The sequence below is a fragment of the Nannocystis punicea genome, from assembly GCF_026965555.1.
Taxonomy (GTDB): domain Bacteria; phylum Myxococcota_A; class Polyangia; order Nannocystales; family Nannocystaceae; genus Nannocystis; species Nannocystis punicea.
Map to the genome: position 1 here is coordinate 7,217,024 of NZ_CP114040.1, position 12,490 is coordinate 7,229,513.

Here is a 12,490-nt window from a genome sequence, read left to right on the forward strand (position 1 = left end):
CCGGTGCCTATTCACGAATCGGCGCGCCGCCTGCGTGCCGTGCCTCACTTCGCGGTGAACCGAGCTCGTCCATTGCCCGGGAGCGCCGATGGCCGGCCGAGCGGAAGCGACTCATGTCGACACCCATCTCCGCGATGATGGTCTGCGCGGCCTTCTGTCCAGGGATCGACGGACGCTGCGAGACCCCGGGGATACGCACAGGCTCGTCGTCGAGGCCGAGCCTGTCGAACCCAAGGACGCCAATGATAACACCGACGACCAGGACGATGGATTGATAGTACATGCTCCAAGAGACATGCAGCGAGCGCGCCTACTCCTCGCGCCCGGACCAGATCGCCAGCAACGCGAGAGCGACGGCCGGGACGAAAATCGTCAGCGCCAGGCGGGCCCCGGCGCGGACCCACACGAGCTCGCTGGACGCGCGGACCTCGAGCGTCTGCACGACCGCCGCGGCGATGACGAGGCCCGCGAACAGGAGCAGGCCGACGAGGCCGCGCCGGAACCGCGGGCGGCCCGACGTCGCGGTCAGGGTGGTGATCGCCGGCACGAACCACAGCGCCGCGAGGTACGACGCGCGACCGAGCGTGCTGCCGAGCCCCAGCACCCACGCGAGGCCGACGACCAGAGTCGTGACCGCCGCGCCTACCACCGCGATCGCACGCACGCGATTCACGAGCGTCGCGCCCCACAGCAGCGTCGCCGCCGCGCCGAGGCCGAGCGCGGTCGGACGGCCGAGGACCGGCGCGAAGGCCGGTGCGATCACGAACCGCTCCTCGACGGCGAGCGGCGCCGCGTGCTCCGCCAGCAGCGTGCGCGCGACCGCGTCGACGGTGGGCTCGTCGGTCAGCCCGGTGAAGCTCAGCCGGCAGCGATTGCCCGCCGTTTGCAGCTCGTACGCCAGGGCACCGTGCCGCGCCCGCATCACTGCGTCGACGGCTCGCGGATCGCAGCGGCCGTCGTCGTCGTTCGGCACCAACCCCAGCGTCGCGCCGCCCTCGAAGTCGAGCCCGATCGCGTAACCTCCGCGGGCGAGGCTGGCCAGCGCCGCCACGCTCAAGGTCAGCCACACGACCGCGGCGAGCCGGTGCACGTGTCTGGGACTCGGCGAGGAAGTCACGCTGCGGAGTATAGGCCGACCCGCCCGCCGGGCACCCGCTGCGAACGGGCACGCGGACCGACGCGGCTACGGCCGGCCTCCGCTCGCGCGCACCACCTCGCCGGTGACCGCAGTGTTCGCCGCGGAGCACAGGAACACGATCGTCGGCGCCACCTCTTCCGGCGGCAGAAGGCGCCCGACCGGGTACGCCTTCCCGCGCTGCTCCCGGACCTCGGGCGTCGTCAGGGCGCTCATCTTCTCCGTCACCGTGAACCCTGGCACGACCACGTTGATCAGCACCCCGTGCGGCCCGACTTCCCGCGCCAGGCAGGCCGTGAGGCCGTGGAACGCCGCCTTCGCCGCGCCGTAGGCCGCTGCGCCCACGACCCCGTCGAGCGCCACGCCGGACGACACGCTGACGATCCGGCCCCAGCCGCGTCCCCGCATCCCCGGCAGCACCGCCTGGATCGCCGCGATCGCCCCATCCACGTTCGCATGCACGATCCCCTGCCACTCGGCCTCGGCGACGTCCTCGAAGCGTGGCGCCTCCCACGGCAGCTTGTCGCTCCAGCGGACCGCGTTGTTGACCAGGATGTCGACGCTGCCGAACCGCTCGCGCGCGACGGCCACCGCCGCCCGCACCGAGTCGAGCGACGCCAGGTCCATCTCGATCGCCAGCGCCTCGCCGCCGGCCTGCTCGATCTCCCGCACCAACTGCTCCGCCCGCGCCCGCTCGCTGTGGAACGTCAGCGCCACCCGCACCCCCTCCGCTGCCAGCTGCAGCGCCACCGCCCGGCCGATCCCCTGCGAACCCCCGGTCACCAGCGCGACCCGTCGTGAAAGCCCCAGCTGCATGAGTCACCTCCGTCGCCGCTCAGGCTACTCGCGTTGGAATTTAATTCCACAATTATTGGAAAAAAATTCCACTCGATCCGGGACCTGGTCAAGCGCGGCCGGCTGGGCTACGACAGGGCCGCGATGGCCGTCACGCGACAGACCGGCGCGGCCCGCCGGGAGGCGCTGCTCGACGCGGCGCTGCGCTGCTTCGAGCAGCACGGCCTCATGCGCACGGGGATCGAGGACATCCGCAAGGCCGCCGGCGCCAGCCCTTCGAGCGTCTACCACCTGTTCAAGGATCTCCCGGCCCTGGTCGCGGCGCTGTTGGCCCGCACGTTCCAGCGCCTCCACGACTCGGTCGGTCCCCGCGTGCTCACGACTCGGACCCCGCGCACCGCCGTGCGGACGCTGGTCGAGGCGCACGTCGACTGGGTGCTGGGGCACGAGGCGGAGGCCCGGTTCATGTACCAGGCGCTCGCGCTCGAGCTGGACGGCGAGCACCGCGCGGCCCTCCGCGCCCACAAGGCCGCGCTCAAGGCCGACCTGACCGCCCACTTCACCGGGCTCGGCGTATTCCCCAGAGCGCGAGCTCCCGAGGTGATGCTCGACGTGGTCCTGCTCGGCCCGGTCCACCAGGCCTGTCGCCTCTACCTGTCGTCGCCCGGCAGCGTCGACCCCCGATGGATGCGCACCGCCCTCCCCGACCTCGCCTGGCGCAGCGTCCGCTGAGCACCGACCCGCAGTGACCGAGGGAGCCGCGGAGCGGGGTGGGTCGCTGCGATCGATCCCGGGTCAGCGCTCCGCGACGCGCTGTCGCTGCGCCCCGCGGATCTCTCGCATCCCCGCTCCTGCGGCAGCAGTGCAGAGAATCGCGAATGTCCTCAGTCCGCCTCCGGATAGCAGGCCATTTCGTCGCAGTCCCCGAGCAGCTCCGGCTCGGCCGGCTCCGGCCCGTCCTCCTGCTGATCCTTGGCCTTCTCCCCGACCACGTATTCCTTCGAGGGCCCCCAATATTTGGGGCGCTTGCGCTGGGCGTCGCTTTGATACCCCTCGTAGTCGAGTTGATGCATGTAGAGGCTGTAGAAGGTCAGGGTCGGCTTGGCGGGCGCGGCCGGCTGTGCGGGCGGAGGCGGCTTCTTCGCGGGGGCCGTGTTTTGTGCAGGCGGAGGCGGCTTGGCGGGGGCCTGGTTGGCGGGCGCGGGCGTGGGCGTGACGGGCCTGGGCGTGGGCGTGGGCGTGACGGGCGCGGAGGGCGGTGGGGCCTGGGCGGGGGTGGTCGTGGCAGGCGCGGTCGACTGGGCGGGCGGCGCCCCCGGACATTCGAGCTTGTGCCGGATCAACGTGAATCCGGACGAATACAGCGCCTTCTTGTCCTCCGCCGGGAACGCGATCTCCTTGTATTTCTGGTTGACGAGGTATGCGACGACCTCGCCGTCCTTGATGCAGCGGACGCCGTCGACCTGCTTGAGCTGGGTCCCCGTCCCGGCGTCGAAGTGGATCCCGCCGTGCCAGATGCCGCTCGCGCCGATCGGATAAAAGCCGTCGTCCGCCTTCGGGAGGGCCGCCGCGGTCAGCGACGGCGAGCCCATGTAGTAGCCGCCGTCCTGGACGTCCTTGCCTCCGTTGTCCGGGAACGGGAACACCCAGGCCGCGGTCGGGGCCGCGGCCTCCCCGTTCAACCAATCGCTGCGCGCGGTGATCCGCTGGTTGATGCTGCCGTCCTTCGCGTTCTTGAGGTTGGTGTTGTCCACCCAGTACTTGAGGTCCTGGATCACCGCGCGGAAGGCGGGGTAGTCGGCGGCGGTGATCGACGGCAACAGGCGGGGCTTGTGCCGATCGGAGAGGTCGCCGCGGAACCGCAGGTCGACCAGCACCTCTTTCATCTTCTGCGGGTAGGCGTCCCAGTTGCCGCCCCACGACTTGATGATGCTCTTCGTGTATCCGACGTACACCGGGTACACGTGGGTGAAGAGCGTCATCGACTGCTCGCGGGTCAGCAGCGGGACCTCGCTGGCGTGCGCGTTCACCCAGTCGCGGGCGTTCGTGCTGGTCTTGCCGGCGGCCCCCACGAGCTTGTCGATGCTGGTCTGCGGGAGGCCCGCGGCCTCGAGGTCCGCCCGGATCGACGCGGCGCTTCGCTGGCCCATGTCGTAGCCGGGGCCGATGGTCACGCCCGACACGCCTCCCGGCCAGTGCGCCTTGAGGACGGCCGCCGTCGGGCCGCCCTCGGTCCGGAATGTCAACTCGCAATAATCAGGGAACTCTTTGGTCGCCATCCCGCCACCCGCCGCCGATCGCTCGCGCCGCTCCGACGCGCGATCTCATGAGCGAGGATATCGACGCGCCCAGGGCGGCGCAAGGCGGCCGCTCCGTCGGCGGATGTCTCGCTCGACCCGCCGGACAGACGCCCGACGCTCGCGTGCGCACGCGCCCTGGCGACACGCACGGGAGCGAAGCGCACGACGTCCCACAACGATGACCTCGACCCCCGCACGAATCGACGTCGAGGGCGACGCACTCAGCGACGCATGGGCCTGCCCCGTAGAGCACCTCGCGGGCTGCGCCGGCGACGCCTCGCGCGCCCGCGAGCGAAGCAGTCGAGCCCGTCGACCCGACGTTCGTCAGCGCGAACTCTCGTTCGTCGGGCGTGCGCAGTCCGGTCGCGCGAGCGCCGAGGAGGTGATAGAAATGGAGGCTGACGCCCGGCAGCCATGCTCAAGTTCGTCAAGCAACAGATGTCCCAGCTCGCCGAGGCCGGCGCCCGTGACTTCCAGGCGACCATGGTACGGCGGCTGAGCGAGCAGCTCCCTTCCATCGCGGGCATGAACGGCGCGGAGCTCCTCGGCAAGGTCAAGGCGGGCATCGAGCGGGCGGCGGCGCATCAGATCACGTCCGAGAAAGACGTCAGCCGCTTCCTCGAGCTGGCCGCAGTGCTCGGCGACCAGTTCGACGTCGATCCGAAGCTCACGTGGGCCGCCGAGCTGCTCGCCAAGGTGAACTCCAAGAACGCCACCGAGGTGATGGATCGGCTGTGCGAGGAGGCCGCGGCGCAGGACTCCGGCGACGGCGAGAAGTCCCCTGCCCAGACGAAGGCGACCCCCGCGGCCGACGAGGAGTTCAGCAATCGAGCGCAGGTCGGCGACCCGATCGGGCGATGCCCGCGGGCCATCGCCCGCCGGCTCTACATGTTCTCGTCGTGAGCGCGGCGCCGGGTCGCTCCGCCGGACCTGGCCTTCAGGACATGGAATCGTCGTGAACGCGGCGCCCGCCGGACCTGGCCTTCGGGACATGCTCTTGTCGTGAGCGCGCCCGGATCGGTTCCCGGTCAGCGACCCGTGCGGCTCGTCGGACCTGCCCCTTGCGCCAGGTTCTCGTCGTGAGAACGGTGGCGGTCAGTTCCCGGTCAGCGACCAGTGCGGCTCGTCGGACTTGGACTTCGCGCCGTGGTAGGTCCAGTGGTAGACGCCGTAGGACGCGCCGACGTTGAGCAGGTCCTGCTTCGATTTGATCGCCACGGTCTTGCCGTTGGCGTCGACCACGCTCTTGCCGATGCCCCACCCCGGCGTGAAGCTGACGTCGATCGCCTGGCCCTTGTTGTGATTCGACCTGTAGGCCATGCCGATCGCGCCGGCGGCCCCGTACTTCGCGTCCATCTCCTTCGCCGCCTGCTTGGCGGCCGTGAGGTTCGGCTTGCCCGCGCTGTCGAGGTGCGCCCAGTCGATGTTGACCGGCGCGTCGCCGTCCTGGGGGACGAATGCGGGCACCTTGTCGGGCGCGATCCGCCCCGTCGAGACCTCGCGGGCGTAGTACATCAAATAGGAGCGCTGCGGCGGGCGCAGCGTCGTGTTGATGTTCCTCGCCACGCCCGCCGTGGCGAGGGCGTTGAAGAAGTTCGTGACGCTCGTGCGGAACGGATCCTTGAGGTCGGAGATGGCCGCGCTGGGCATGAAGCGGCTGACCCACTGCACGCCGCTCTTCTCCCGCGCCCCGCCGGTGTCCGTGCTGGCGGCGGTGCTGCTGGGCTGGGAGTAGAAGTTCTCGATGAGGCCGATCGGATGGATGTGGAAGGCCAGCGGGCTGCTCGGGAAGTCCTTCACCTTGGCGGCCACCTGCGGCCACCACCGCAGCCCCTTGATCCGCAGCTTCTCGGCCTGCCACTCCGGCTTGCCGTCGAGGACCAGCGGATCCAGGGCGTCCCACTTGGCGTCCTCGCCGCCCCACTCGCTCTCGTAGCGGCTGATGATCCGGCTCAGCGCCTGCGCCAGCAGCGGCTGCCGCATCGCCGCGCGCAGCTCGTGGGGCTCGAAGATCCAGTTCTTGTTGGTGTCGATCAGCTCGTAGAGCTTCTGCAGCAGCGCGCTCTTGTCGACCTTGTCGGCGCGCATCTTGAAGTCGGTCAGCTCCTCGTCGTTCGCCATGCCCATGCGGTAGAGCATCGTCGACCACTGATCGACCGGCTCGATCTCCCCCTCCTCGACGAATTCGAAGCCCGGCCAGGCCCACGGCGATTGCCACGACACCTTGTCGTGGCCCTTTTCACAGGCCCAGCCGACCGCCGTGGTGTTGCCGCTCGAGTCGGGGTCGCGCCGCGCCGAGACGCGCCACCAGCGGTTGCCGTCGGGGTCGGTGGCCCGTCCGTTCGCCGGCGTGCGCTCGAGCTCCGTCTTCGACATCACCCGGGTGAGGGTGACCGGCGGATCGCCGGCGTTGGCCACCCGCAGCGGATACTCGCTCCACGTCTTCAGCGGCACGCACGCCTTCGCGCGGGCGTCGAGCGCGGCGCGCTCCACCCACAGCGGCTGGCCCGACGGTATCATCACCTCGCGTCGCTGGTAGCCGAGGCGCTTCGACTCGGCCTCGTCCTGCGTCCGCTGGCCGTCCTGCGCGCCCACGAACCAGCCGGTGAAGACCGCGCCGCTCTTGTAGGTCTTGCTCGCGCTGTTGTAGTCGCCGAGCTTGCCGCGATCCATCACCTGGGTGGTCCCGCGCTTGACCTGCGCCCACGCGCCGGTGGCCTTGCTCTCGACCGGCACCACCCCGTCGTTCGCCCCGATCTCGCCGTTCGGCTGCGCGGGCTGGACCAGCTTCGCGCCCTTCTCGACGACGAACAGGGTCCCGCTGCCGGCCGGCAGCGTCTTCGCGTATTGCCGGCACTTCTCGATGAAGGCCGGGACGTCCTCGCCGGTGAAGACCTCGAGGTGGAGCAGCGGACGACGGCCACGGACCGGGGCCTGCAGCGCGTCGACGTGCTGTTGATATTCGCCGATGTATCCGACGAACTCGCCGGCCGACATCGCGACCGGCTTGGCCGGGGCGACGACCTCGTCGAACGCCTCGGGCTGGGCGGCGCCTTGATCGAGCTCGCCGATGAACACCCAGCCGGTGGCGGCCGCGGGATCGACGGCGCCGTTCTGCTGCACCGGGGCGATCTGGCCGGACACCACCTTCCCGATCCGCGCCCACTTGCCGTCCTTCGAGCGTTCGCCGAGCTCGATCCGTGCGCCGCGGGGCAGCAGGCCGAGCTTGGCGCTCCGGCCCGACGCCTCCTTGCGGATGTTCAACCCGATGACCTTTGCGGTGCTCAAGGTGGTCCCTCGCCTCGGTGGCCGCGCAGGAGCGGAAGCATCACCGAGTACACAGTGGCGCACTGTAACACGGTTGCCTCCGGCAAGGACGTCACGACGAGCCCGCGCGTCGCGTCGCCGGCGCGACCCCGGGGACGTTTGCGGCCGAACTGCCGTACGCGTGTCGGACGGCCGCTCGACGTCGGGGCGCCGCGTGAAACCCCTCGGATCGCCCGCGGGGCCCTCGCCTGCGCGCGGATCGAGGACTCATACGATTACCGACGCGTGGCCCGGCCCGCCCGGAGGCGCGGACGACGATGCACTGAACATAGCCGGTTCACGGGCCGGCATTCGTCCTTGCAGGCGTGTCACATCGCCCGGAGTCGCCGAGCGCTTGCGAGCATGCGCAGAGGTCCACGCAGCGACGCGCGAAGCCACTCGCCGGCGCCGCGCGCGGGGCGAGTCACGGGCGAGTCACCGCCTCATGTCGCGACGATCACGCCGACCAGGATGACCACTGCGAGCGCGACGTTGACGACGAGTAACTTGGTCCGAAGCGGCCATCCTGCGGCCGCGGCGAGCCGCGGTGCCTTCGGCGGGACGGGCTCCGGCGCGAGGATCATGGTCTGATCGTGCCGCGGCAGCTCCGGCTCGACCCGCGAGGGCAGCGGCTCCGCCTCGTCTTCAGGCGCGTCCGGCGGCCGCCAGATCACCGTGCGATCCGGCTCGCTCGGTCGCACGAGGAGCTCGGGCGCCTGCAGGATCATCGTCGAGTCGGCGACGGACCGCGGTCCGACGAATGTCGACATCGCGGGCGACGGGCTCGATCCACGCGCGGCCTGTTGGGTGACGCCATTCATGGCGGCCGGAGGCCGCGAGCTCGGCGGAGGCAGGGGTGAGCGCGCGACGACCGTCGAGTCGGTCGGCGGCTCGGCCGCGAACGACGGCTCCGGACGCGCGAGGGCCCGCTGCGACCCGGTGCCGGAGCGGGCGCCGGCGGCGGCGGCAGGGGCGCCGTTCACCGCTCGCCGCGAAGTCACTCCCGTCCTGTCGCTCGCTGCCGGGACGGGGGCCTGCGCGCCAGTCCTGTGCGTGCGCGCAGCCTGGGCCGCCTGCACGATCGAATCGAGCGCGACCACTTCGGTCCTGTCTCCCGCCGGGACGGGGACCTGCGCGCCCGTCCTCTGCTTGCGCGCTGCCGGTGCCTGCGCGACCGAATCGAGCGCGAGCACTTGCGTCCCGTCGCTCGCCGGAACAGCCACCTGCGCGCCCGTCTTCTGCTTGCGCGCTGCCGGGGCCTGCGCGACCGAATCGAGCGCGAGCACTTGCGTCCCGTCGCTCGCCGGAACAGGCACCTGCGCGCCCGTCTTCTGCTTGCGCCCTGCCGGGGCCGCCTGCGCGAGCGAATCGAGCGCGAGCACCTGCGTCCCGTCGCTCGCCGGAACAGGCACCTGCGCGCCCGTCCTGTGCGTGCGCCCGGCCGGTGCCTGCGCGAGCGAATCGAGCGCGAGCACTTGCGTCCCGTCGCTCGCCGGGACGGGCACCTGCGCGCCCGTCCTGTGCGTGCGCGCAGGTGCCTGCGCGACCGAATCGAGCGCGAGCACTTGCGTCCCCTCCAGTGGAGGCAGCAGGGGCGGCGGCGAGGCGGACGCAGGCATCGCTGAGCGAGGCGCAGGCGCCGACGGTGACGCGGGCGGCGGCATCGTCCGGCGCGCCGGCGGAGGCGCCGTGTCGCGCCGTACGTCGCGCTGCTTCGGCTCCGTCCCGCCGCCGTGCAACGGCGGCTCCGCGCCGGCGGGCGACGGGTCGACGCGCGCCGCCGCTTTCGGCGAACGCGAAGCCGGCGGCGCCGCGGGCTGGACCGCGACGTACTCGATCCCGAGCAGCCCGCACATCGCCGCCCGCATCGCCGCCAGATCGGCGTACCGCTGCCCAGGATCGGCGGCCAGCGCCTTGTGGACCAGGTCGCGGACGCCCTGGCGGAGGTCGGCGATCGCGTCCACCCGGGGCGGTTCATCGCCGGCGCGCTGGCCCGTGATCAGTTCACACAGCAACACCCCGATCGCCCAACCATCGCTCCGCAGATCGCCGCCGCCGCGCTGCTGCTCCGGTGCGCTGTACGGCGAGTCCTCGACGCCCGTCACCTCGATGACCCCGTAGTCGAGCACCCGCACCTCGTCGCGCCCGGTCACGACGCAGCGCCACGGCGTCAGCGCGCGGTGGGCCGCGCCCGTCGCCGCGTGCGCGCGCTCGACGATCGCCGCGACGCGCTCGCACAGGGTCAGCGCGCGCTCCCAGGGCGTGGGGCCGCGTTCGACCAGCCGCGCCAGGCTGGACGCGGCTTGCACGTCCGTCGCGCAATACGGCGGCACGGGGGCGGGCTCAGTCAAGCCTCGGGGCAACACCAGGCCCGGGATCTTGGCCGCGGCCGCCGCGCGGATCGCTCGAGCGAACGCGCTCCACGTGTCCGCCCGGACGCAGGCCGGGTCGAACAGCAGGAGCTCCACCTCGCGTCCGACCTGGTGATCGACGGCGAGGAACACCTGCGTCGGTCCGCCCTCGCGCAAGGGCGCCATCAGCTCGAAGCGTTCGCGGACGCGGTCACCGACGCGCGGGGAGAACGAACCGGACACGGCGTACCGGCCATCATGCCCGTGATGACCCGCGTCTGTCCATTGTCGCCGACGAAAGCGCGCACGCGCTCTCGTCGCGGGCGCATCCGCGGACCGCGGAACGCACGATGTGTCCCATGTCCACATCGCCGTTCGTATGTCGCCCTCCGCGTCTTCTGTTAGGCTGCCACGAACCCGCAGAAGTAGTTGCCATGCCCGAAGCTGCCCGGATCAGCGACTATCACAAGTGCCCGAAAGACGGGCCCGTCCCGCACGTCGGCGGGCCGATCTATTCGGGCAGCGCCGACGTGATCGTCGGCTTCCTCCCGGCGGCGCGGAAGGACGATCGCGTCGTGTGCTTCCCGGTCGGTCCGAGCGACAAGATCAAGCAGGGCTCGGCGACCGTGCTGATCAATCACCGCCAGGCCGCGCGCCGCACCGATCCCGCGGTGCACGCCTCCGGCGATTTGATCACGGCCGGCTGCCCGACCGTGATCATCGGCGACACCCCGCAGAGCTTCGCGCTCCGCGTCGCCGCCCGCCGCGGCACGCCCTTCTGCGAGGAGTGCGAGCGGCAACGCGTCGGCGTCGACACCTACGACGACTCCGCCGAGCCGGTCGCGTCCGAGCCGGGCAGCGCGACCCTCGACGACGACGAGCCGCCGCCCGGCGCCCGCAGCGGCCGCGACGCCTTCGCCGACCTCGACGTCTCGAAGCACGAGCTCGCCGGCCAGGAGGACGAGGGCGACGGCCTCGGGGAGCTGCGCGTGCAGGCCCGCTACGCCGTCGCCTATCAGTTCTACTCCGCGCACGCGCCCGCCAAGATCAAGCCGAGCCAGATCCTCTCGCACATCAAGGGCATCGATCTGAGCAAGCCCGTCTCGGTGCGCTCGTTCAGCAAGCAGACCCTGTTTCAACGCAGCATCCCGGGCGCCGGGACCGGCCAGTACTTCACGCTCGACCCGTCGATCACGCCCGAGGAGGTCGGCTGCTCGTCGACGGCCTATGCCCTCGTCGACGGTAAGCCGAGCCCGCCGCCCGTCGTCCGCGAGCCGCGCGAGGTCACGTTCGACGAGCCCGCCCTCGGCCTCCAGAGCACCGCCGCCGGCATCGTCGACGACTGGTCGCTCGCGGATCCCGTGTACTGCAAGGGCGGCGCCACGCAGGTCATGATCCCCAAGAGCTTTCACCCGCCGATGGGGGGCTGACGCGTGTCCGACCTGATGCGGATCACGTCCCGCGACGCCTTCGCGGAGGTGCTCGCCGAGGCCCGCGCCCACACCCGCGCGCTCGACCCATCGCGCTGGCCCGTGCTGCAGTCGATCGCCACCCAGCTCGAGTTCATGGCCCGGACCACCGCCCGCGGCCGCATCCCGCACCCCGACGATCGCACGCGCACCAACCTCGGTCCGCTCGGCCTCCGCGAGTTCGGCGAGCTCGACCCCGAATACGCCGACGCGCTCGGCGAGCTCGACTACACGTTCGCCCGCTATCACCTGCTCCCGCCCGGCCCCGCGGTGATGCGTCGCGGGATCTTGCAGGTGTGGTCGGGCCGCGAGAGCTACCACAAGCTGATCCTCGAGCCGGGAGTGCCGCGCACCGTGGGCACCGCGCGGGCCGACTTCGTGGTCTACGCCGATGCCGGCGGCTCGCCGCACTTCCAGATCGTGTGGGACGGCGTGTGCGCCCACGTGCAGGCCCTCGACCCGCACCGGATCACCGTCGACGGCGAGCCGTGCTTCGTCGGCGAGCTGGCCAACCGCGGGTGGATGACGGCCGGCCGCACGAGCTTCCGCTTCCTCGTCGAGGACTACACGCCGCCGCCCGGGCCGGTCACGCCGAGCGAGGCGGGCCTGGCCGCCCTCGCCCAGCTTCGCGTCCCGTGCGACGCGGGCACCCTCTACGCGGTCGTCGACGCCGCGCGCTCCGAGCGGGCTCTCCAGCTCATCGAGGAGAGCGTCGACCCCTACGCCTCGCTGTTCGACGGCGAACGCGGCCGCGCCTTCGACGACGTGGCGCCGTACCTGGTCCACCTGCGCAGCGACTCTCGACTGCTCGAGCGCGTCGTCCATGAGGGCTGGGGCGACGCGTGGGGCGTGTTCCTCGTCAGCAAGAAGCCGCTCGAGGCGGTGCGGCGCCACCTGCGACAGTTCTTGATGGTCGAGGTCGAGGGCGAGGCGGACCGCGTGTTCTTCCGCTTCTACGACCCCCGGGTCCTGAAGTCGCTCGAGCCGGTGTTCTCGCGCGAGCAGCGGGCCGCGCTGCTGCGGGCGCTCGACGCCGTCTACTACGAATCGTCGGACACGCTGGCCGTCCTCGCGGCTGGCTGATCGTCCATGTCCGAATAGACATGTGTCTCGCCTCGCCGGTCGCCACGATCA

Annotated in this window: 10 protein-coding genes; 4 read left to right on the forward strand and 6 right to left on the reverse strand. The window is 71.4% G+C overall.

Features of this window, described 5'->3' with window-relative positions:
* Positions 1–7: 7 nt before the first annotated feature.
* The 3 genes from O0S08_RS27760 to O0S08_RS27770 form a co-directional block, all read right to left on the reverse strand.
* Complete coding sequence (locus O0S08_RS27760; RefSeq protein WP_269032342.1) at positions 8–283, reverse strand: hypothetical protein; 276 nt, start codon at positions 281–283, stop codon at positions 8–10.
* Positions 284–310: 27 nt separating this feature from the next.
* Entirely contained in the window at positions 311–1,117 is an 807-nt protein-coding gene (locus O0S08_RS27765; RefSeq protein ID WP_269032343.1) for a hypothetical protein, read from the reverse strand.
* Positions 1,118–1,183: 66 nt separating this feature from the next.
* The gene (locus O0S08_RS27770; RefSeq protein WP_269032344.1) at positions 1,184–1,951 is read right to left on the reverse strand and encodes an SDR family NAD(P)-dependent oxidoreductase; all 768 of its coding nucleotides are present in this window, start codon (positions 1,949–1,951) and stop codon (positions 1,184–1,186) included.
* 33 nt (positions 1,952–1,984) lie between these two features.
* Here O0S08_RS27770 and O0S08_RS27775 point away from each other — a divergent pair, with 33 nt between their 5' ends.
* Positions 1,985–2,662 (forward strand): TetR/AcrR family transcriptional regulator, encoded by a 678-nt coding sequence (locus O0S08_RS27775; protein ID WP_269032345.1) that lies wholly within the window; start codon positions 1,985–1,987, stop codon positions 2,660–2,662.
* A gap of 152 nt (positions 2,663–2,814) precedes the next feature.
* On the opposite strand, the gene O0S08_RS27780 is transcribed toward O0S08_RS27775, so the two are convergent.
* The gene (locus O0S08_RS27780; protein WP_269032346.1) at positions 2,815–4,176 is read right to left on the reverse strand and encodes a pesticin C-terminus-like muramidase; all 1,362 of its coding nucleotides are present in this window, start codon (positions 4,174–4,176) and stop codon (positions 2,815–2,817) included.
* A 468-nt stretch (positions 4,177–4,644) separates the two neighbouring features.
* Here O0S08_RS27780 and O0S08_RS27785 point away from each other — a divergent pair, with 468 nt between their 5' ends.
* Complete coding sequence (locus O0S08_RS27785) at positions 4,645–5,133, forward strand: hypothetical protein (RefSeq protein ID WP_269032347.1); 489 nt, start codon at positions 4,645–4,647, stop codon at positions 5,131–5,133.
* A gap of 192 nt (positions 5,134–5,325) precedes the next feature.
* Here the strand turns inward: O0S08_RS27785 and O0S08_RS27790 are convergent, their stop codons facing one another.
* Entirely contained in the window at positions 5,326–7,518 is a 2,193-nt protein-coding gene (locus tag O0S08_RS27790) for a hypothetical protein (protein ID WP_269032348.1), read from the reverse strand.
* A 461-nt stretch (positions 7,519–7,979) separates the two neighbouring features.
* Positions 7,980–9,689 carry a serine/threonine-protein kinase gene (locus tag O0S08_RS27795; RefSeq protein ID WP_269032349.1) on the reverse strand — a complete coding sequence of 570 codons (1,710 nt, stop codon included), beginning with the start codon at positions 9,687–9,689 and terminating at the stop codon, positions 7,980–7,982.
* 632 nt (positions 9,690–10,321) lie between these two features.
* On the opposite strand from O0S08_RS27795, the gene O0S08_RS27800 reads away from it, so the two are divergent.
* On the forward strand, positions 10,322–11,317 hold the full coding sequence (locus O0S08_RS27800; RefSeq protein ID WP_269032350.1) for a PAAR domain-containing protein: 996 nt from the start codon (positions 10,322–10,324) through the stop codon (positions 11,315–11,317).
* Between the two features lie 3 nt (positions 11,318–11,320).
* Complete coding sequence (locus O0S08_RS27805) at positions 11,321–12,439, forward strand: immunity protein Tsi6 family protein (RefSeq protein ID WP_269032351.1); 1,119 nt, start codon at positions 11,321–11,323, stop codon at positions 12,437–12,439.
* Positions 12,440–12,490 lie beyond the last annotated feature (51 nt).